General features: G+C 39.6%; 21 protein-coding genes. 11 read left to right on the top strand and 10 right to left on the bottom strand.

All coding sequences use genetic code 11. The features are described 5' to 3' along the window. Window positions 1-477 precede the first annotated feature (477 nt). The 4 genes from R2S10_RS18985 to R2S10_RS19000 all read left to right on the top strand — a co-directional run bounded on the left by R2S10_RS18985 (window position 478) and on the right by R2S10_RS19000 (window position 3,470). On the top strand, window positions 478-795 hold the full coding sequence (locus R2S10_RS18985; RefSeq protein ID WP_316841989.1) for a hypothetical protein: 318 nt from the start codon (window positions 478-480) through the stop codon (window positions 793-795). Between the two features lie 38 nt (window positions 796-833). Beyond that, window positions 834-1,367 carry a hypothetical protein gene (locus tag R2S10_RS18990; RefSeq protein ID WP_316841990.1) on the top strand — a complete coding sequence of 178 codons (534 nt, stop codon included), beginning with the start codon at window positions 834-836 and terminating at the stop codon, window positions 1,365-1,367. Between the two features lie 176 nt (window positions 1,368-1,543). Further along, entirely contained in the window at window positions 1,544-2,191 is a 648-nt protein-coding gene (locus tag R2S10_RS18995) for a hypothetical protein (RefSeq protein ID WP_316841991.1), read from the top strand. Between the two features lie 451 nt (window positions 2,192-2,642). After that, entirely contained in the window at window positions 2,643-3,470 is an 828-nt protein-coding gene (locus tag R2S10_RS19000; protein ID WP_316841992.1) for a DUF6266 family protein, read from the top strand. 266 nt (window positions 3,471-3,736) lie between these two features. On the opposite strand, the gene R2S10_RS19005 is transcribed toward R2S10_RS19000, so the two are convergent. Beyond that, window positions 3,737-6,178 carry a beta-galactosidase gene (locus R2S10_RS19005; RefSeq protein WP_316841993.1) on the bottom strand — a complete coding sequence of 814 codons (2,442 nt, stop codon included), beginning with the start codon at window positions 6,176-6,178 and terminating at the stop codon, window positions 3,737-3,739. A gap of 21 nt (window positions 6,179-6,199) precedes the next feature. After that, window positions 6,200-6,367 (bottom strand): hypothetical protein, encoded by a 168-nt coding sequence (locus R2S10_RS19010; RefSeq protein WP_316841994.1) that lies wholly within the window; start codon window positions 6,365-6,367, stop codon window positions 6,200-6,202. A 137-nt stretch (window positions 6,368-6,504) separates the two neighbouring features. Between R2S10_RS19010 and R2S10_RS19015 the strand changes: the two genes are divergently transcribed. The 3 genes from R2S10_RS19015 to R2S10_RS19025 are packed head-to-tail and all read left to right on the top strand — an operon-like array spanning window position 6,505 to window position 8,391. Beyond that, the gene (locus R2S10_RS19015) at window positions 6,505-7,158 is read left to right on the top strand and encodes a FadR/GntR family transcriptional regulator (RefSeq protein ID WP_316841995.1); all 654 of its coding nucleotides are present in this window, start codon (window positions 6,505-6,507) and stop codon (window positions 7,156-7,158) included. Between the two features lie 5 nt (window positions 7,159-7,163). After that, window positions 7,164-7,997 (top strand): sulfite exporter TauE/SafE family protein, encoded by an 834-nt coding sequence (locus tag R2S10_RS19020; protein ID WP_316841996.1) that lies wholly within the window; start codon window positions 7,164-7,166, stop codon window positions 7,995-7,997. Window positions 7,998-8,001: 4 nt separating this feature from the next. Continuing rightward, a complete protein-coding gene (locus tag R2S10_RS19025; RefSeq protein WP_316841997.1) occupies window positions 8,002-8,391 on the top strand; it encodes a DUF1634 domain-containing protein in 390 nt (129 codons plus the stop codon). Between the two features lie 65 nt (window positions 8,392-8,456). Here the strand turns inward: R2S10_RS19025 and R2S10_RS19030 are convergent, their stop codons facing one another. Then, a complete protein-coding gene (locus tag R2S10_RS19030) occupies window positions 8,457-9,005 on the bottom strand; it encodes a TerD family protein (RefSeq protein ID WP_316841998.1) in 549 nt (182 codons plus the stop codon). A 568-nt stretch (window positions 9,006-9,573) separates the two neighbouring features. On the opposite strand from R2S10_RS19030, the gene R2S10_RS19035 reads away from it, so the two are divergent. Then, on the top strand, window positions 9,574-10,128 hold the full coding sequence (locus R2S10_RS19035) for a GIY-YIG nuclease family protein (RefSeq protein ID WP_316841999.1): 555 nt from the start codon (window positions 9,574-9,576) through the stop codon (window positions 10,126-10,128). Between the two features lie 110 nt (window positions 10,129-10,238). Here the strand turns inward: R2S10_RS19035 and R2S10_RS19040 are convergent, their stop codons facing one another. After that, window positions 10,239-11,123 (bottom strand): hypothetical protein, encoded by an 885-nt coding sequence (locus tag R2S10_RS19040; protein ID WP_316842000.1) that lies wholly within the window; start codon window positions 11,121-11,123, stop codon window positions 10,239-10,241. 105 nt (window positions 11,124-11,228) lie between these two features. Here R2S10_RS19040 and R2S10_RS19045 point away from each other — a divergent pair, with 105 nt between their 5' ends. Next, entirely contained in the window at window positions 11,229-12,128 is a 900-nt protein-coding gene (locus tag R2S10_RS19045) for a cation diffusion facilitator family transporter (protein ID WP_316842001.1), read from the top strand. 32 nt (window positions 12,129-12,160) lie between these two features. On the opposite strand, the gene R2S10_RS19050 is transcribed toward R2S10_RS19045, so the two are convergent. Further along, window positions 12,161-13,078: a bestrophin family protein gene (locus tag R2S10_RS19050; protein WP_316842002.1), complete on the bottom strand. Its 918-nt coding sequence runs from the start codon at window positions 13,076-13,078 to the stop codon at window positions 12,161-12,163. Window positions 13,079-13,194: 116 nt separating this feature from the next. Here R2S10_RS19050 and R2S10_RS19055 point away from each other — a divergent pair, with 116 nt between their 5' ends. Next, on the top strand, window positions 13,195-13,959 hold the full coding sequence (locus tag R2S10_RS19055; RefSeq protein ID WP_316842003.1) for a DUF72 domain-containing protein: 765 nt from the start codon (window positions 13,195-13,197) through the stop codon (window positions 13,957-13,959). Between the two features lie 38 nt (window positions 13,960-13,997). Here R2S10_RS19055 and R2S10_RS19060 read toward each other — a convergent pair whose 3' ends face one another. The 5 genes from R2S10_RS19060 to R2S10_RS19080 form a co-directional block, all read right to left on the bottom strand. Then, window positions 13,998-14,651, bottom strand: coding sequence for an ATP-binding cassette domain-containing protein (locus tag R2S10_RS19060; RefSeq protein ID WP_316842004.1), 654 nt, complete (start codon window positions 14,649-14,651; stop codon window positions 13,998-14,000). 6 nt (window positions 14,652-14,657) lie between these two features. After that, window positions 14,658-14,996, bottom strand: a complete 339-nt coding sequence (locus R2S10_RS19065; RefSeq protein ID WP_316842005.1) for a hypothetical protein — start codon at window positions 14,994-14,996, stop codon at window positions 14,658-14,660. Between the two features lie 114 nt (window positions 14,997-15,110). After that, a complete protein-coding gene (locus R2S10_RS19070) occupies window positions 15,111-18,095 on the bottom strand; it encodes a tetratricopeptide repeat protein (protein WP_316842006.1) in 2,985 nt (994 codons plus the stop codon). 108 nt (window positions 18,096-18,203) lie between these two features. Beyond that, entirely contained in the window at window positions 18,204-18,512 is a 309-nt protein-coding gene (locus R2S10_RS19075) for a hypothetical protein (protein WP_316842007.1), read from the bottom strand. 211 nt (window positions 18,513-18,723) lie between these two features. Beyond that, complete coding sequence (locus R2S10_RS19080; protein ID WP_316842008.1) at window positions 18,724-19,101, bottom strand: DUF1508 domain-containing protein; 378 nt, start codon at window positions 19,099-19,101, stop codon at window positions 18,724-18,726. A gap of 208 nt (window positions 19,102-19,309) precedes the next feature. Here R2S10_RS19080 and R2S10_RS19085 point away from each other — a divergent pair, with 208 nt between their 5' ends. Beyond that, complete coding sequence (locus tag R2S10_RS19085; protein WP_316842009.1) at window positions 19,310-20,032, top strand: Crp/Fnr family transcriptional regulator; 723 nt, start codon at window positions 19,310-19,312, stop codon at window positions 20,030-20,032. The last annotated feature ends 40 nt before the right edge of the window (window positions 20,033-20,072 follow it).

The raw sequence follows: 20,072 nt of genomic DNA on the forward strand, positions 1-20,072 counted from the left end.
GGATCATCCAGCCACCATTACCATTAAAATAACTGAAGCGGAGTTTGAGATTAAAACCATAAATCTAATCAATACCGGTGTTGAGATATTGGCATTCACTTCGGATTGGATAACATCAGACAGAGACTGTTGTATACTTATGGCACAGAGGCTATTTTAAGCTGCTATACCCGATCAGATAATCGTTTTGAAGTGCTGATAAGTTTGCCAACAAAACTGCTCCAAATGACAGCAAGACGCTAATCATTACGCCATATAATATTTCACCAACAATTAATGGTATTACAGTTACCTTTCTGGATAAAACACCGAGAGCTACAAACCACAACATCAGTGTATCATGGATTGAAATGGATCACATCTAATATAATAACTAAGAATTACATCAAAAAACAAGTGATATGTTAGTTTCACAAAAAACCATCTGTAGAGCGTATAGAATTTCTAATCAGTATATTTGTGTGAAGCATTTATAGAATGTCTAAAACAAAAACTTTAAAAAAACAGCCTAAGCCCGGTACAATCCAGCTGTACAATCATTCCAGAAGTGGTGAGTATAAATTAGGCAATCGCAAGTTCGTATTCAAAAAGAAGACCTCATTTCCGAACCATCTTACAAAAGAATTCATCTTTATTGAGTTGTTGAATAATTTGAAAGACCTCGAAGAAGACCAACCAAGAGTTTTAGAGAACTTGTACAAAAAGGTAACCGATATGAACACAAGCTATTTTAGGGAAGCTCTACGTCAGTACGGTACTCAAAGAACAAGAAAGCTACTTGCAACAGCCATATAATTGCCACATGACGGATCAATACTTACACTCCCCTTAATATGAAATTTTCATCCCCAAAAGTCTTTAAATATTCATTAATCCTCGTACTTATTGACATTCTGGTCATCTGGCTTTGGGCCATAAATTCAGATCTTGGGCCAGGATCGGCAATGGTCATCTATATTGTTGTACCTTTTGCTTTTATCGTCAATATTATCATTGGAGGTATATTATTCTTTACCAAAAGAGTCTACAGTCCTTTGTTCTTCATCAATTGTATCATCGCACCTGCAATCACCTACTGGCTTTTTACTTCAGAAATGAGCAATCAATATAAAGAACATTTTGATCAATGGAGCTTTAATTTACAGGATACCACTTTTAGAATTACCAAATGGAATAAATACAATGAATTTAGCATATCGTATAGTGATGGTCCCGGATCTTCTACTAGTTTTCTAGATGGTAAATGTGAGCAAAAGAAAGATACACTCCTATTGATCGCTGATTCAATAAAAATGTATATTCATCACGACAAATTACATAATTTTAGGAAATCGAAGAATCCAATTACATTAAAGATTTATAATTAAACATACGTACTATATAAGGTGAATGAAATTAAAGATTATTACTTTTTAAAATTGAGTACCCGACTTAACTTGATCATTCCTAAAACCGTTTCTGCACTAAATGACATAGTAAATGTAATGATCAAAAACCAAAATAAACATGTTGTACAGCTCGACTGGAAATGGCAGTAAGATGTATGATTAAGGGAGTAATAAACAGGTTTAAAAATAAACCGACTCTATTTTTATTTTTAGTTCCTGTGGTTTTTATTTGGGGCATTCCTACATTGTACAATTACAGTAGGCTAACCGGAGGAAGTAGCTTGGGTGGAATACTCCCCTTAGGTGCAATGTTTATTGCCACAATTGCATCACTGATTGATTACGGCTTAGTGAATTTCAAAAAGATAAAATTGCTTTGGATTTCTGTAATTGAGGCTGGGTTATTAGCCTTGCTTTTTATTTCACATCTATATTTAGATAGAACGGTTGATATTAACATAGAACAAAGTAACCACCCTTATTTGATCATTATAGATAAGCCGACTGGAATAAAACCCAGAGATTTCAGCAGAACTGGGTTGTTTAATAAAGAATACCATGTAAACAATAAGGATATAATTTATATGGATATAGCTACAATGTCTGGATTCCCTATAAGCGTAACTCATAATAGCAGTAATAGTTTATCTATTAGGTTCGGTTCTAAACCTAAATATGCATTTGATTGGGCATTTTATGAATGTCCTGCAGATGGATCAGGACATAGTAATACAGCCATTGACAGCCTGATATCCCTTCATTTAAAACCTGGTGAAAAGTTATATGACAATGCGATAAATTAAAACATCAAAAATATTCTTCTTTAACTATGAAATCATTAAAGATGAAAGGTGGGCAGAGAATTATTGAAAAGATGCCCTATTAGTACTTCAGACCAAATTTCCCCCTAGAATTACTCTTTATTTATCGGATGGTAAGAGGTGAAATCAATCCAAAACTACCCCCATGTTATTCTTTGGATAAGCATTATAAAGGTGATGATTTGAGATTGCAGCTATGTTCTGCAGTTACCTCTCCTCCCCATATGACACCAACATGCGGATACATTTCCAAAGTCTTTACTTAATCTTCCATAGGTGGTTGATAGGTCCTTATTAGGTCAAATAGACCTAATAAGGTTTATTTGAAGCCCTTGTAACTATTAATTTAAATAAGCCTCATTATGAACTTATCCTGAAAGGATTCAGTATCTTACACTTACAAACAACAGTAAATGAACTAAAACCAAAAAATATGGGAAAATTAAACAATGGATTATTTGGAGGATTTTCTGGCCGAGTGGGCAACCTGGTCGGTTATATATTAAACGGAAAGCCTATTGTCAGGGTAATCGGACATAGCGACAAGCCACTAAGCCCTGCTAGAAAAGCCAATTGTCAGAAAATGACGGTCATAAACGAGTTCCTAAGACCACACTTAAACTTTATCCGTACTGGATTTAGGTTAATCACTGTTGGAACAGATAGAAACTTCTACAATGAAGCAGTTTCCTATAACAAAAAACACGCTGTACAGGGCGTATATCCAAACATCACGATGGACTATACAAAAGCCCTTGTTAGCATGGGAAACCTCTTACCAGCAGCTAAAACCGAGATTTCCAACCATGAACATGGGATAGAATTCAAATGGGAAGTCCCTGCCGACCTACTCTGGGAACATAGAAACGACCGTGCCATGCTATTGATCCATTTTCCTGACGCAAAAGTCTCTACTGCGGTGATGAGCGGATCCAGAAGACATGAAGGCAGAGAAGTAGTCGCAATAGACCCCAGCCTAGCTGGAAGCCGCATAGAGGCCTATATTTCCTTTATAAACGAAGATGCAACAGAAATTTCAAACAGTGTTCATGCAGGTTCTTTAAATCATACCGAAATAGAAAACCTACAAACACCACCGCCTGAAAAATCAACAAAACCTGTTGTTCAACAAAAAACCAAAACAACACCAATAGCTCCTCAAAAGCCTACCCAACAGCATAAATCCTTTCGCTGGACCAGCAGTCAGTTCAATTCCTCAGCACCTTTATACAATTACACCTTTTCTGCCCCTCCCTCCTGATCAAAACACCCCATCACAACTCAAATTCATAGTTACGAACCTGTTGCCTGCATTCAAAACTTCCATTAAACAAACTGGGGAAATACTCAGTTGACTTAATATAAGAATGCTATTAAATTTGAAAACTTCTCAAAAACTATGAATACAAGTCAAAAACAAATTTCTGTATTAGCAGGCATTATGCTGATGGTCGTTGCTATTATATTTTACTGCATGGGTGAAACAATTGGAAAGTTCATTTACTTTTTATTAGGATAAAAAAGGTACTAATAAGCTGCTATTTCCATTCCCTTAACCACCGCCCCATTCATCGTTTGACGCAGTCCGAGGGTGATCACATTCTTTTTATTCTTCCCAAAATTCAACCAACATTCTGGCAGATAAAATTCACGTTGCGGACCAACTTCCCAATGCCGGCCAATATTGTGTCCGTTTAAATACATATAGCCGTTGCCTGAAGCACTAATCAGCAGTCGCCATATCGTTTTTGGATCCGCATTTGCAGGGATTTCAAATTCTGCACGATACCAGGTCAATAAAGCTGTTTGCTTTCCTTTAGGCTGTATGTGATTTCCTTTTCTTGGAATAACAAAATTGCTATCCAGTTGTATTTCTTTCCAGCCTTTGGCAGAAAACGCTGTACTTGTGAAACCTTGATCAATTCCCGACAGCTGGGTTGCCAGCTCCCATGTCAATGTTTTTTGTATCGTTGAAAGGTTATCTGAAAGTCCGGCTGTCTTTATCCCACACAGTTCCTCCATTGGAAAATAACCATGTTCATGTCCTATGTTTTCATAAACCACCAGAATTTCGTTCTCCCCAGCATGCAACAATCCGGCAACATCAAAAATATTATCATACTCATTGTCTTTTATCCTGGCAAAGGACTTATTTACATTCCTGCTCACTACCGCAGCATATTTATCTGTTGGATACAGGCGGATAGCCAATTTTCCATTGACCTGTACATTAAGTATATCTCTTGAAAAAGTATTGAATAACAGCTTCTGCATTTGATTTGCTTCATTTCCCGTTAAATTATATGTTGAACGATACAATACATAACGGGCATCATTTACCTTCAGTTCGGGTAGAGAAACACCTGCCTCCAAAGGTTTCCAGTTCGCTTTAAAATCTTCATCAAAAGCCAGTACTTTTTTTATTGGAATCTGTGTTTTTGTGCTGCTTAAACCCGTATTCTTTTTTAAATCATCTTGCATTCCCCACCATACACCTTTATTGATCTTTTTCCCTGGAGGAATGATCAACACCTTTGTTTCCATGGAGTCCAGCTCGTAATGTATTTCAAATGATGGCTCAGCGATCAAATCGTTCCCCGCATTGGCATCAACAGTGATCAGGACTTTTTCCTCATGTTGATTTACATTGTAAATAGGCTTTGAAAGGACACTGTTTACACTTGGTTTAACCATTGCCGTACCTGCAATTTTCTTTTTCGCTGAGTTGTTGTGGATAAAAACAAACCTGGTTCCATCTGCTGCCACCCTAACACCACCAGTTAATTCCGCGGGCGAATTTTCAAAGGCACAAACTCCACCTTTAGAATGAATCAGCTGAGCTTCATATTTCTTAATAAACGCACCAATATTGCGCGCAGCAAAGTATTTTCCGGATAGCGAGCCATTTTCCCTGATCGCAGCATTATAGTCGTAAGAAGTGGTTTGACCTCTGGCTCCCCATCCATCAAAATGAGTCCCTCCGAAAAACATATAATAGTTCAAACCAGTGGCACCACCCAGCATAGACATCATGCCAACAGCATAAAAATGTTTAGAATTCGACTCATGCTCTTCACTCAACCGACCTTCCACCGTCGAAAACCAGCCGCCCTGTAATTCAGTTACATACCCAGGTGCGTTGGGCTGCTTACGCTTTAAATCGCTCATTCTTTTGGCACAACTGATGGCATCATTTAAGCCAACATAATAATTATCGCAATCAAAAACTTCCGAAAGCATACTGTCGTCACTTCCCCTACATTCAGCAGTCAGACAAGTGAAAACTGGGACATCTATCTTCGAACTCCTTACAGAACGATATAAAGACTGCAAAAATTCCGTCTTGTTTTTACTCTCATCGGCATCATATTCATTTTCAATCTGTACCAGGATCACCCCTTTTTCTCCTTTAGGCTTGTTGGTGATTTGCTCCGCAGCAATAAATTTCCCTACGGCATTGTACCAGTGTAAACTCCATTTCACATGCTCAGGATCGTTGCTTCTCAACCAAAAATCAGTCAGGTTATCCGGTCTGAATTTCGCCAGCCAACGCGGGTAGCCACCACCTGCCCATTCTGCACAGATAAAGGGTCCGGGCCGAAGGATCGTATAAAACCCAAATTCAGTTTGTGCCATGTCCAGCCATTCCTTCAGATCAGAAAAATCCACCTGCGAATAATCATTGACGTCTTTTGGCATATTTCGTTCATGCCAATTCCATGGAATATACGTTTCCACGGTATTAAAACCTGCCGCTTTTATTTTCTGAAACCTGTCGCGCCATAATTCTTTTGGGCATCGAAAATAATGGAATGCGGCACTGTACACAAAGGTTTCTTTGCCATCAATTTTAATGCTATTGCCATTGTAGCTTACCGTTTGTAGGTTCTGCTGCTTGGTTTGTGCCTGAACTAAGCTGGTATGCGCGCAAATCCCGAATAGGAATAAATAAATTGCTTTTTTAATCATATATCTTTAAATAATTATCTTCTAATATGGATCGACTATATTTCGACCATACGTTTTCATCCCGGATGAGGAGATCAACTGTCCTTCAGGCTGATAAGCACCAGCAAATAAAAGGAGGAGTAAAAGCAATTTGCTGAAGCTGTAAAAGCGCATGGGAGTATTGGAATAGTACATCAAAGCTAATTTCATTGACCGAAAGGATAAATAGACGAAGCCATTATTTTAATGGATTATCCTCCTATTCCGTCTAACTTCTGTCACATTTCAAATTAAAACATCTGATGTTTAGAAGCCGCAACTACATTTGAAACATCAGACGTTTAAACATGAAGAAAACGATAAAACTGTCCGACAAGGTCATCATTGAGATCAGGAAAGACATCGCCTCTGGCAAATTGAAAAAAGGCGAAAAGATCCCTGCGGAACCTGAATTGATGGAACACTACGGTGTTGGTCGTTCAACCATTCGCGAAGCGATCAAAACATTGGCCATCTCCGGCATACTCAAAGTACAACAAGGATCAGGCACATTTGTAGTCTCTAAAATAAAAGATGAAACCCTGTCTCAACGCTTAAAAAGAGCAGATTTCGAAGAAATCAATACCGTCCGCGCGCTGTTGGAAAAAGAAATCGTGAAACTGGCCAGTCAGCACCGCAGCGATGCCGATTTGACAACTATGGAAAACCTCCTCCTCCAAAGGAAAAAAGCAATTGAAGAGCAGCAGCAGAAAAAATGCGCAGAAGCAGACATTGCCTTCCACATCAGCATTGCTAAAGCTTCCGGAAATCAAGTCCTCTCAGATCTGTATGAAAACTTCAGTTCCGTACTCCGCAATTTCTTCGAACTCAGGGACGCGGCAGACATCAAACACTTTAGCAACAGTCAGCATTTACATGAAGCTTTATTTGAAGCCATCAAAAAACAAGACCCGAAACAGGCCGAACAATTGACCATCGACATCTTAGACAACAACTATTAAGCTTTATGAATATTTTACTCTTTACCCTCATTCTATTATTAGGGGCATACCTGGCCGGACTTGCAGGCTCCTTAACTGGACTTGGCGGTGGTGTGGTCATTATTCCACTATTAACCTTAGGTTTCCATGTCGACATCCGGTATGCCATTGGTGCTGCATTAGTAGCCTCCATTGCCACTTCTTCCGGTTCTGCAAGCGCCTATGTAAAAGAAGGGATTACCAATGTTAGATTAGGGATGTTTCTCGAAATCGCTACCACTGCAGGTGCGGTATTAGGTGCCATCCTTGCCATTTATACACCCGTTAACCTGGTCGCCATTCTCTTTGGGGTGATGCTTATTTTTTCCGCAGCGATGACCTTAAGGAAAAAACATGAAGATGCACTACAAGAAGGCAGCAACCTTTCTTACGCATTGAAATTAAACAGCAGCTACCCAACAAACAATGGTGTTGTGGATTATAAATTAAAGAATGTTGCCGGAGGATTTTCCATCATGACCATTGCAGGCGTACTTTCCGGATTACTGGGCATCGGTTCTGGTGCCTTAAAAGTGCTGGCTATGGACACTGCAATGCGTGTACCTTTTAGAGTAAGCACCACCACTAGTAATTTTATGGTAGGTGTTACCGCTGCAGCGAGTGCGGTAGTATACTTGCAACGGGGATATATAGATCCAGGAATTGCTTTTCCAGTGATCATTGGCGTACTTGCCGGAGCCTTTACCGGTTCCAAACTCCTGATGCGCATCAATGTGAAATCACTGAAACTGATATTTTCTATTGCCATCACGCTAATCGCCCTCAACATGATTTACAACGGCATCCATCATAAATTCTAAAGCAATGGAAAAAAATAAAAAAGTGACCGACTATGACATGCAGCAGCTGATTGGTCAGGTTTTAAGATATGGCGTACTCAGCTCAGGGATCGTCGCCATTATAGGAGGCATCTGGTACTTATTTCAGAATGGATCAGGAATCCCTCATTATACAGAATTCAATGGAGAACCTGCCGGATATACCAGCTTAACAGGAATTATTGAAGGCTTAAAAACTGGAAGTGCGAAAGAGATCATCCAGCTGGGTGTAGTAATTTTAATTGCGACCCCTATTCTGCGAATCGTATTCTCTTTATGCTCTTTTATCCTGGAAAAAGATCGGCTTTATGTGGTCATCACCTTAATCGTATTAACGATCATACTCTTTAGTATGTTTGGCGGGCTCAAAGTATAAAAGCTCAAAGTCTAAAAAAAGAAAAGGTTGTCTGTTAAAATGGATACAGACAACCTTTTTTGATACTATTGGTATTTATTCAGGTAATCCTGTAATCCGCCATTCATTCCGGCGCCTACGGCTTCAAATTTCCATTCTCCATTTCTACGGTAAATCCTACCGAATTCAACTGCAGTTTCAATTGAGAAATCTTCTTCCAGTTCATACTTCATTATTTCCACACCATCTTGATCCACAATGCGGACAAATGAGTTTCTCACCTGACCGAAGTTCTGCTTACGGCTAGCTGCCTCATGAATGGTCACTACAATACAAAGTTCAGACACTTTTGGATCCACTTTGGAAAGGTCTACCAAAATACTTTCATCATCCCCATCTCCTGCTCCGGTTAAGTTATCACCGGTATGCTCCACGCCGCCATCCGGAGAAGTCAGGTTGTTATAAAAAATAAAGTAATCATCTGATACCAAACGCTTGTTCTCTCCAAGCATAAACACCGAAGCGTCTAAATCAAAATCATTTCCGGTAGCACTGTTCGTATCCCATCCCAATCCTACTGTAAATCTCGGAGCATTGATGTTCTCCCGCTGTCCTTTTCTTAGGTTAATAGCCATAACTTTTCTGGTTATTTTTACAAAATATTCTAATCGTTTATCGCAATTTACGGTATTCCGGGGGATTCCCCGCTTTAGTACATATAAAAAATACAAAGGAAATCTCCTGCTAAATCCTTCATTTGGTTGCGCTTCTCAAACAATCTGAAAATACTTATGCTGGACTACCGATTTTTCTAAAAATTTGGCTCAAAAAACAGAAATGTGGAACGGATATTGCTAATCTTGGACAAGATCCTAGTTAAAAAAGCACATTAACTTGACGATTCTATCCCTATGGGTCAAGTTTCCTCCAGGAGTACATTACGTTATGATTAATAGCGTTAACCTCTACTTATTTGAGGTATTATGGAAAGATAATCAAAATATTAATTAAATATTAATTGGACAAATACGCCCTGTTTGCGCTAAATCATTTTAAAGCCAATTAATATGACTAATTTTGGAAATGACAATGAAGCACCTAATAACAAAGGAACAGGAAACTTTTTTAAAAAAGCACAAAATCTCATCCGAATTAATATTCGATGCCCAAGGAGAGGACATATCAGAAAATTTGCAGAAAAGTATGACTGAAGCTGACAAGGTGATTGCTTGCAACACCGCGCCATGCACGGAGAACGACACCCATACGTTAAGAACAATTGGAGGTTTTTGTCCACAATGCGATACGACTAAAATTGCTGCTGCTTTAAGGGAACTTAAACCAGGTTACATTTACTTCTCAGGGTCCAAAAGAGGAGGATTAATTAAAATCGGTTCAACAAACGAAGGAAAAAGTAAGACACTTACCTTAAATTTAACTACTGCAAGAGATGGCGGTTATGACGACTGGGAACTTCTTTTCAGCGCAAAAACTCCAACTCTAGGAAGAGTAGAACGTTTAATCACTGATAAACTTGCAGAATACAAAGCAGCTTACCAAAGTGAAAAAAGTGGTAAACTACAAAACGGAGGCGAACTATACAGATGTTCATTCCTAAAAGCTAAAGAAGCTTACCTTGCAGTAATCGAAGAAAACCAATTCGAATTTACTCAGGTTAGTGAAAAGAAACACATCACTTCTGAATACCAATTCAAGAACTTGAAAATGACAGCTAGAAAAGCAGTTATCGAAGCATAACTCTTTATCCATGATATTTGACCTTCGGGTCTGGAAAGACCAGTATTAATTTATCCACTTAGGATCTTTTGATACTGGTCTTTTGTATTGAAAAGCTTTTCCTAAAGCGATCAGGGCTTTTTCACAATCAAATCATCCAATACAGGAATGTTGGATTTCAATTCCTCTAAACTGGCCCTATACTTCGCCAATTCCTGCTCCTCCTGCTCAGAAAGACGCTCTTCATTTTTCAATTCGTACTTTATACCGTTTAAAACCAGCATACTAGTATAGCAATCCATGGCCAGGTTATACTTGCTGAAATCTGTCAGCGGAAATTTCATCTCCTTCCATTTGATCACATTAGCATTCTCTTTGACTGTCGCAAATGAAAAGCTGCAAGTCAGGATCTTGGTCTCTTTAGGCGCGAAAACAACCGCAGAATCCGCTCTTTTCAGGCAACTCCAGCCATCATTGAGGTCTTGTGTAGAGCCATAGCCAATCACCATTTCATAAGTATTCAATATCTGATCGCTTTCGTTCGTAAAAGCACAAGAGATCACAAAAGCCCCATTTATAGAATCTACCCGCAATGGCTTCGCTTTTAACACGCTTAGCTTTGCCTTTAGTGCATCTGATTTGCGCTTTTTAGCATCCAAGACCGACATTTCCTTTTCCAGCTTATCTATTTTTCGTTGATGATCCGCTTTCACAAACTCATTTGCAAGTGCATAGCTTTCCAGTAAATCCTTACCATTCAATCGCTTTCTTACCAGCTCATCAAAACTATCTTTCTTTAAAGCAGGCTGTTGCGATTTATCATATATCGCAGCCATTGCCAGCACCCTTAAAGCAATCTCCAGCTTCTCTTTTTCAGCAGCATCAAGATTGGCCGAGATCTTTTCTTTTGATGCGTCAAACTTCTCTTTTGACCCTCCTTTGAAACGCTCCTGACTAAAACCCAGGACAGGAATCACCATCAAAATCAACAATAAGTATTTCTTCCAATTCTTCATATCACTATTTCATTTCATAACCTAAAAGCATAAAAGCTACACCATTAAAACGCTTTAAAGTTAAACTATTAAAAAGTTTTTTTGTTACTCAGCTATAAAGCCGCTATGATTAAAGACAATAAATCCATTTACAGTGCTTTGGCCGCTAACCTGCTCATTGCCACCACCAAATTTATTGCCGGTGCTTTCACCAATAGCTCTTCCATGATCTCGGAAGGAATTCACTCTATGGTGGATAGCATCAATCAGGTTTTACTGCTATACGGATTGAAGAAAAGCAAGAAAGCACCAGATCAGCAGCGTCCTTTTGGCTATGGAAAAGAACTTTATTTCTGGTCTTTTATTGTGGCCATATTAATCTTCGGGCTTGGGGGCGGCATCTCGATTTACCAGGGTATCCAACACATCATCGAACCTGAACCGGTATCAGATCCACTGATCAATTATGGGGTCCTGATTTTGTGTTTAATGTTTGAAGGCTGGTCTCTGCGCATTGCGATCAAAGAATTTAATCAGCAGAGAAATGGCCTGAGCTGGTGGAATGCCATTGTTAAAAGCAAAGACCCTTCCAGTTTCCTCGTGCTTTTTGAAGATGGTGCAGCAGTACTCGGTTTGCTAATTGTGTTCATTTTCATGTTGATTGGCCATAACTTCGGACTGGATTATATGGATGGCCTGGCCTCTGTATTGGTAGGTTTGCTACTCGTTTTTGTGTCAGCTATTTTGGCCAGAGAAAGTCGGAGTCTGCTCATGGGCGAAGGTATTGCGCCTGAAACTAAGGAAAAGATCAAATTACTGGTAGAAAAAGATCCATCTGTGATTAGAATTTCGAACATCATTTCCACTTACCAAAGTCCAGAAGAGGTGTTATTGATGATCATTGTAGTCTTTCAACCGGATATCGACACGGAAGACATTACCGATGCCATAAACCGCATCAAAGTGGCGATCAAAGAGGAACTTAAGTTTATCAAATTCATTATCATTCAGCCTTCAGAAGATTAAAATAAACGACGGGCCTAAAGCATGGGGCATGCTTAATTCAGAATCCCTTCTGATTTTTGAGTAGCTACAGGAACTGGTTTTCCAGCCATTTCCAACAGCGTGGTTTCAATCATACTGCTCATCGCATTTAAAGCCAGATCATTCGGCTCCATTCCAAAAGGCTCTTCTATCTCATCTGCAATGGCTTCCAACGCTACAAAAGTATAAGCAATAAAAATGACGATAAATGGCGTAAGCCAACTGAGGCTATCCACAAAACCAAAAGGCAACAAGAAACAATAGATATACACAGTGCGGTGTAATAAGATGCGGTAAGTATAAGGAATTGGTGTAGAGGCGATTCTTTCACAAGCACCAACAATATCAGACAGTTTATCCAGATTCTGATCAAATGAAGCTTGAATGATGGTATCGATTTTCCCTTCCTGCTTAGCCTTTTGTACCCATAAGCCCATTTCTTTCATCAGCAAAATCGGCTTGTAAATCGCAGGTTTTAACTGTTTAGTCAATTCAGGACTTAATCTTTTATCGAGATCTTCGCTGGAGTCGGTACCGCGCAACTGGTGTTTTAAAGCATAGGTAAAGGCAATCAGGTAATGAATAAAAGCATCCACTTCCTTGCTCTCCGGAGGATAACCACTCATGGTTAAGGCCTGTCTGGCCAATGATCGCGTATCGTTCAATAGCGCTCCCCAGATCTTTCTGGCTTCCCAGAAACGATCATAACTGGCATTGTTGCGAAAACCCAAAAACAATGCCAATGCTATCCCGAATAAAGTAAATGGCGCCGGACTTAAAGGGATTTTAAAATCGAAAAGTTTCCCCTTCAGGTAGACCACACAAACAGAAAATAAAAACAGCAGCAGTAATCGGGGAAGCAGCTGTGGTAAAACAGATCCTTTCCAGATGAAAAGCATTTTAAACCAATGGTCATTCTTTCTTATGATCATTCATCAAAAATCCGATTTTATTTATAATTCACAGCATTTATTGAGGAGGAAAAGATATTGGATAGAGATCAATCCATAAATTAAAACCAGGATGATGTTGCCTTGTTATTCAACATATGGAAAAAGCTTTCTATTCTGGCACCAGCGGTTTGCTACTCCCGGTTCCCAATAAGCAATATTACCCTATCGAGTTCCGCGACAAAAGCAGGTTAACTTATTATGGCTCCTTATTTAACAGCATAGAGATCAACAGCTCTTTCTATAAGGTCCCCTTGGCAAAGACTGTAAAAAATTGGGCAGAAAGTGTGCCTGAAGATTTCAAATTCACCTTTAAACTCTGGCGGGAGATTACCCATCAAAAGGGTTTATCTTTTGATCCGGAGGCAGTAAGGCATTTTTTAAAAATCATTGATGAGGTTGGAGATTCCAAAAAAGGTTGTTTATTGGTTCAATTCCCTCCGAGTATTGGAGCGACCTTCCTGCCTCAGCTCAGTCAATTGCTACAAACAATTAGGGAAGCAGATCCTCAATCCAGTTGGAAATTAGCCTTAGAATTTCGCCATGCTTCCTGGTATCAGGAAATGACATATGATTTGATGCTAACGTATCAGGCCGGCCTGGTTTTACATGACAAACCCGGTTCGGTAAGTCCGATGGTTACACAGGAAACAGATTTTATATACCTTCGTTTCCATGGTCCGAAAGGAGATTATAAAGGCGGATATGAAGATGATTTCTTAGCAGAATATGCAACCTATATTCAGGATTGGATCAATGAAGGAAAAACCGTCTATGTTTATTTCAACAATACTGCCGGAGACGCGATTCGAAACCTGGAAACTTTAAAAACTGAGGTCCACAAACAGCTTTCTATCATTTGATCTTTATTAAAAATACGAGAGGAGATCTTTCAATAATTTTATTTTGTGTATCCTAAGCGCTTCAGGTCTTCAATTTCTTTGATTAGATATACTTGTTCCTCAGCTAAAACATATAAATCGTTAGACAATTCTACCACATCATGATACATATGATCGGTGATTAAAAAACCTTTATTGGGTTGTTCTTCCTTAATCAGTTCTTTTACCGATACAATCATCAATGGACTCAAATGAGAAAAGGGTTCATCCAGCATCACAAACTCAGATTTAGATTTGATCAGTACATAGGTTTCTACCAAACGTCTTTGTCCGCCGGAGAGCTGAATCATTTTACTCCGGTGCTGCTGACTAAATTCCGGGAAGTACTTTTCAAATGGTGCGAATTCCAGATTAAAATCTGAAAACACCCTATTTAAAGTCAAATGAGTGGGAATGAAATTATATTGAGGAAGATAAGACAACAGCTCATGGTGCTGGTAAGCTTTAGGAACAGACTTCCCATCAAAACGAACCGATTTATTGGCTGGTACCAGACTCCCGAATATGATATTCATCAAGCTGGACTTTCCAGTGCCGTTTCTACCTAGTAAGCCAGTAATTTTTCCAGTTTCACATTTCAGGTATACATCCGATAAAATCTCTCTTTCTCCAAATTGTAAGCGTACACTGTCTACTTCTAATTGATGAACCATACGATCTTAGATAAAAAGGTTATAGAAATCTATACTGATGCCAGTATACTTTGCGGATAAAACGAAAAGAAATGCGAACATCAGGAATTCAAGGATCATGGTGACAGTCCATAAAAAGCTTTTAGAAATACCTAGATTCTGGTAATACAGAAACTCTTTAGACTTATAATTACTGATGTAATACATGACAATTCCGAGCGTAAACACTTTAAACCAGAACAACATGGTCAATGATGAATTTCCCAGGTAGGCAAATAACGAAGCACAAGCAATAGAAATCAGCAATGTAGCCGGAAAAAAGCTGGAGTAAAAAGTCATTAAGAGACGGAAATACTTGTTTTTCATTCAGATTGCTGAAAAGGATGTATCCCAAATTACAATTAATTACCGAGAAGGTTTTAGCCTTTTCAGAAAATCGCTTAAATCCTGAACAAACTGTTTTGGTTTCTCGAAATGGTATTAAGGTGCAACATCAGTGCTCAGTTTTTGCTTAAAACCTGGGCCTGGTGTGATTTTTAACTTATTCAGTATGGTTTGAATAACCGCAACCCTTTCTTTTTGTCCGGCAGACTGATAATTACCAATCAATTCGGAATAAGCAGGAAAGAGGTAAGGATTAGCGGCTATTGCTTTTTCATACAGTGGGGTCACAACTGTTTTGTCCTTTCCGGAAGCAGTCAAAAGCTTTCCCTGGGTATAGTAGTAATCTGCCATATAAAATGGGTTTCCTTTCGGGAATGCCGTTTTAAATGCTTTTTCTGCTTGCTCCAAATACCCCATTTTAATCAATAACAGACTATATCTGAGTTGATCCGTATTTCTTACAGCCTGATCTCCTTTTAGAAATGGCTGAAGGTATTCCTCCGCTTTCTCCCGTTCCCCTTTTGCCGTATAGTAATCTGCAATTCTAAGGTTATAATCCGTTCTCGCATTACCAGAGGCAGATAGAATCAGTTGTGCTTCTTTTAAGGTAAAAATGGCTTCGTCGTATTGCTGGTTCATTGCCAATGCATCTGCGTATTTGTTTCTGTATTCAAAATTCTGGGGCTTCTGTGCGACCAACGCCTTAAGGATCGTGATTGGTTCCTCCGTATAACCAAGCCCAGATTTCAGCACCGCAGCATAAGCGATGGCATCATCCCTGCGGTCTCTCAGGTAAGTAGACACTGTTGCAGCTGTTCTACCATATTCTGTAGCCGTTGCAATCGCTTCTGCAATCATGCCATTTTTCTTATACATCTCTGCTAGTGATAGATTAATGGCTGCCAGCTCCTGATAGTCATCCTCCAGCAGGAAGGCTTTTTTCAGGTAAAAAGCTTGCTGTTGAACTCCTGCCCGCTGGTCGATTTCTCCGGCAGCAAATCTTGCGGCATACAGATCTGCGTAAGCAGAATATACCGGTGCATATTTAGGATTAAATCCTTCTGCCTTTTTAATCCATTCCAATGCTCCTTTAAAATCTTTCTTTTCAGTTTTCAATTGCGCATAATACAGATAGGCCGGCAGGTACAATGGGTCATAAACTAGGGCGGTATCCAGGTAATTTATACTGAGGCGCATATTGTTCCTTCTACTGTCTTTGCTCTTGTTCAAGTACACTTGCGACCAGTTGCTGGCCATCAACTGATGGTCTCCGGCAAGGTAGGCACGTTCTTTTTTTACCAGCTGATCCAGAAAGGCATACATATCCGGGTCCTTTCCTTTCAAATCCGAAGTTGTATTCATCGATTTAAAATCCAGGGGATGTACTTTTATCGGTTCAAAATAAGCAGGGTAAGTCTGCGCGAAATATTCACTTTCATTGTTCTGAGAGTAATAATCCAATGTTCTTTTCTCTTTCATCGCCTGATAATACAAGGCCCTGATTTTACGGTTTTCTGCATCGGTTAGCACCCGTCCATGGAAAAGGTGGACATATTCATGAAGGATCACATTTCTTTCCAGAAAGGCACCCCGCTCTACGTATTCTATAGCTGCAGCCCCACTCCCTACCCCACGAATATCCATCCACTGCCGATTGTCGAAAGTAGTCATGTAACGGAAATAGGGTGCGTTCATCGTCACCGCCAAATCTTTATGTAGCGGGGGGATCCGGAAAGACTCTCCTTGTTTAGAAAGAAAAGGGAAATAGACCACTGCAGTAAACAACTGGTTCCAGGCCATTGCTTTTACCGTTTCACCAGGGTAATAATTGACATCTGGAAAAACCTTTTGAAAATTAGCCATATCGCTGATCTTCGTATTATTCAAAGTATTGGATATGGAATCGTAGGCTGCCAGATAAGGGATTCTTTTAGATTTAATCACCGCAGAAAGGCCGTTATGGGCTGGTCCGTAATGTTTTTTCCTGAGCAGAATTTTTCTAAAGATGTTTTCTGCGGAGTCGAGTCTCAATTTACGATCCATATCAAAAGCGATATAATAAATAGATGCCCGATGCATTCCTGGAAGTATAGATGCCGGGTATTGCTTTTCTATGGCTCTTGTCGTTTCAATAGCTTTAGCCACCTTCCCCTCAGCCACTTCTTCATCTGCTTTTTTCAAATCCTTTCTAATGAGCTCATCATCTTTCTCTGCGTAATCTGCATAAGTCAGGTTGGTATGTCCATTACCCCAGTGCCAGTTGGTTTGAAAGTGAAGGGGATTGATGGCAAGCGCCAGTTCCCATTGTGCCGCCATGGCATTAAGCTGGCGGGCATCTACTCTTCTCCAGATGGCATAACCGTAGCTAAACCTGGCATCGGCATTAAAGGGGTCTAGGGTTAATGATTTTTTGAGCGGTGCTTCGGCTAGCTCTGGCTGTTGATTCCAGAAATAAACATCTGCTTCCAGGAGGTAAGCTCCTGCGCTATTTGGATTTTGCGTCATGACACTTTTAGCAATAGCCAGTGCCTCAGTATAGTTTTTCTGAAGCAATCTTGTCCTGCCCAATAGCAGCCAGAGTTTTTCAAATGATTCCTCTTTCTCAGAAACTGGTTTCTTTTCTGAACGCCTTTGTTTTTCCAAAGGCTCATCTTTTAAGCCCTCTTCACAAAGTGCTGCTGCCTCTGGTAATCTCCAGGCCTGGATCTCCAGCGTAGCTTTTAACAGTATTGCTTTTTTATTCTTTGGCGCTTCTTTTCTCAATTGATCTACCAGAGCTTCAGCTTGCTTAAACTCATTCTTTAAGATCAGGTAATCGACGTAAATCAATTGATAAGGTATATCAGGATTTTTCTTAGCGTTGATTGTCGCTGCTACTTCCTCCCAGGCACCAAGACTCAACCTTCTGGCTAACATTTCTGGCCCAACACCAACAGTGGCAGATTTCTTCATCAGTAAGTACTTTGCTGCTGACAACTGTTGAAAGGCCTGTTCAGTACTATCCGGATGAACGGTTTGTGCGGAAATTCCGGTTGACAGGAAACAGAGGAAAGAAGAGAAATAAAGGTTCAGCGTTTTCATAATACCAATAATACTATAAAAAAGAATAGGGTCGTATCTTTTGTGAAAATTCCTTTCCAATAAAAAAAAGCTCCTTATGGAGCTTAGCCAGTCTAAAAGAACCAGTACTTAATTGTCGATATTAAACCTCTTTTGGTCTTTATGGTATTGTTCATATCGGGTAGCTGCGCCTATTTTTATGATTTCCGCTTTAATACCACCCAGTTCATCACCAACTTCAGTAAAGTTCGTTGATGTTTCATTAGTTAAGACATTGAGTTTGCTTTCTATCTTATTGAATCTTTCATCAATTTTGATAAAATTCTCATCTGCCTTCATTGCAATTCCATCCAGCATTGCACGTGTAGCATCCCCATGATCTAGAATCCGTGACACCTTTTCTTCTAACCTAGCCAATCTTTCGTTTACAGCTTCCATATTTTCCTTTTAATTACACGAACATCTATATTAAAATTTAATTCACCTGAGGATTTGCTGATTATTTATTTCCAGCCTAAAATATCCGGATTAGAACTAGCGGCTAAGGCCTGAAACCGGGGAGGCTCCATATACTTGTAAAAAAAAAGCAACCCTCCTGCTCTCCGCCGAAGTGTTGCTTAATAGGGAATTTAACGCGCTTAGAAAGGAGCTATCCAGCTACTTCTAAAGCTGCTGATTTGGTTGCACCTTGTGTTTTTCCACTTAGATCATCCACTTCTGCATCATGTGTATGGCTGCGTACGGCTGCGATACTACGCTCCATATCCAACCAATACTCGTAATAACCACTACGGGCAAGCACTTGATTGTCTGCGTCCTTTAATATAAAAAAAGAACCCTGCTCGTCCGTTTGTCTACTGAAACGCTGTGCAAATTTTGAATTGGCTCTTACCAATTCTATTTGCTTTTCGCAGGAAATCATTGCGGCAGTTTTATCTGCACTATGCAATACGATATCGCCTGATTTTAGCTTTAGGTTAAAATGGAACTTGCTATCAAGGTCTCTTATAATCTGAAATTTCGCCATCACTCTTGTTAAGTTTACGGCTACAAATTTAAGCTCATGGATGAGAAAAAACACGCAAACTTGTCAATCGAAAAACTGATAATTATCAATTTATTTTGAAGTTATTACCGCAACATGACCTTTAATATAACCCGATTGCCAAAAAATTAGAAGTAACTTTGTGGTATCAAAAAGGATTCAATAGTTAAAGAATAGAGAACGAGCATTTATGAGCCTAGCCGGTATTTTCCCAATTGATCAATGGAATTTCAAATCCCAATCTATCCTGAAGAGCATTCCTGAAGAAGACCACGACCGATTATGTGCGAACATGACGGTAGAAACTTACAATAAAGGTGATGTGATTTTTAAAGAAGGAGCAGTTCCTTCGGGGATATTTTTCATCCAGAAAGGGATTGTGAAGAAGTATAAAGTTGATCGGGATGGCCGGGAACAGATCATGTATGTAGCGGGTACCGGGGAGCTGATCGGCTACCATGCCATCCTTTCTGAGGAGCGTTATCCAGACTCGGCTTCTGCCATTGAGGACTGTATCATTGCTTTTATTCCTAAAGAAGATTTCCTGGAAGTGCTGCACAGTTCGGTGATATTATCACAGCGTTTATTGAAGAATATGAGTCATGAGTACGCGGTACTGACCAATAATATTTCTGTTTTTACGCAACGTACAGCAAGGGAAAGAGTTGCAATTACCCTGATTGTGCTGAGAGAAAAGTACAAGAACGAAGAGGCTAATGAGGATGCGATCAACATCTCCCGCAGCGACTTATCAAATATGGCAGGTATTGCAAAAGAGAATCTGGTTAGAATTCTGAAAGAATTCAAGAACCTGGGTGTCCTGGTTTCTGAAGGCCGTAAAATCACCATTACCAATATCAAAATGCTGGCAGAGATCTCTAGCTACAGCAATAAAACCCTTAAAATTCGCTAAAAGCACACAGGTACTTATCAATAAAGATTTTGCCCAAAAG

The sequence above is a fragment of the Pedobacter gandavensis genome, assembly GCF_032678745.1.
In the GTDB taxonomy this organism is placed as follows: Bacteria; Bacteroidota; Bacteroidia; order Sphingobacteriales; family Sphingobacteriaceae; genus Pedobacter; species Pedobacter gandavensis_C.

Bases quoted from the DNA above. Each gene is read 5' to 3' on its own strand.
- R2S10_RS18985 (WP_316841989.1), top strand. From the start codon at position 478: ATGTCTAAAACAAAAACTTTAAAAAAACAGCCTAAGCCCGGTACAATC.
- R2S10_RS18990 (WP_316841990.1), top strand. From the start codon at position 834: ATGAAATTTTCATCCCCAAAAGTCTTTAAATATTCATTAATCCTCGTA.
- R2S10_RS18995 (WP_316841991.1), top strand. From the start codon at position 1,544: ATGATTAAGGGAGTAATAAACAGGTTTAAAAATAAACCGACTCTATTT.
- R2S10_RS19000 (WP_316841992.1), top strand. From the start codon at position 2,643: ATGGGAAAATTAAACAATGGATTATTTGGAGGATTTTCTGGCCGAGTG.
- R2S10_RS19005 (WP_316841993.1), bottom strand. From the start codon at position 6,178: ATGATTAAAAAAGCAATTTATTTATTCCTATTCGGGATTTGCGCGCAT.
- R2S10_RS19010 (WP_316841994.1), bottom strand. From the start codon at position 6,367: ATGAAATTAGCTTTGATGTACTATTCCAATACTCCCATGCGCTTTTAC.
- R2S10_RS19015 (WP_316841995.1), top strand. From the start codon at position 6,505: ATGAAGAAAACGATAAAACTGTCCGACAAGGTCATCATTGAGATCAGG.
- R2S10_RS19020 (WP_316841996.1), top strand. From the start codon at position 7,164: ATGAATATTTTACTCTTTACCCTCATTCTATTATTAGGGGCATACCTG.
- R2S10_RS19025 (WP_316841997.1), top strand. From the start codon at position 8,002: ATGGAAAAAAATAAAAAAGTGACCGACTATGACATGCAGCAGCTGATT.
- R2S10_RS19030 (WP_316841998.1), bottom strand. From the start codon at position 9,005: ATGGCTATTAACCTAAGAAAAGGACAGCGGGAGAACATCAATGCTCCG.
- R2S10_RS19035 (WP_316841999.1), top strand. From the start codon at position 9,574: ATGACTGAAGCTGACAAGGTGATTGCTTGCAACACCGCGCCATGCACG.
- R2S10_RS19040 (WP_316842000.1), bottom strand. From the start codon at position 11,123: ATGAAGAATTGGAAGAAATACTTATTGTTGATTTTGATGGTGATTCCT.
- R2S10_RS19045 (WP_316842001.1), top strand. From the start codon at position 11,229: ATGATTAAAGACAATAAATCCATTTACAGTGCTTTGGCCGCTAACCTG.
- R2S10_RS19050 (WP_316842002.1), bottom strand. From the start codon at position 13,078: ATGATCATAAGAAAGAATGACCATTGGTTTAAAATGCTTTTCATCTGG.
- R2S10_RS19055 (WP_316842003.1), top strand. From the start codon at position 13,195: ATGGAAAAAGCTTTCTATTCTGGCACCAGCGGTTTGCTACTCCCGGTT.
- R2S10_RS19060 (WP_316842004.1), bottom strand. From the start codon at position 14,651: ATGGTTCATCAATTAGAAGTAGACAGTGTACGCTTACAATTTGGAGAA.
- R2S10_RS19065 (WP_316842005.1), bottom strand. From the start codon at position 14,996: ATGAAAAACAAGTATTTCCGTCTCTTAATGACTTTTTACTCCAGCTTT.
- R2S10_RS19070 (WP_316842006.1), bottom strand. From the start codon at position 18,095: ATGAAAACGCTGAACCTTTATTTCTCTTCTTTCCTCTGTTTCCTGTCA.
- R2S10_RS19075 (WP_316842007.1), bottom strand. From the start codon at position 18,512: ATGGAAGCTGTAAACGAAAGATTGGCTAGGTTAGAAGAAAAGGTGTCA.
- R2S10_RS19080 (WP_316842008.1), bottom strand. From the start codon at position 19,101: ATGGCGAAATTTCAGATTATAAGAGACCTTGATAGCAAGTTCCATTTT.
- R2S10_RS19085 (WP_316842009.1), top strand. From the start codon at position 19,310: ATGAGCCTAGCCGGTATTTTCCCAATTGATCAATGGAATTTCAAATCC.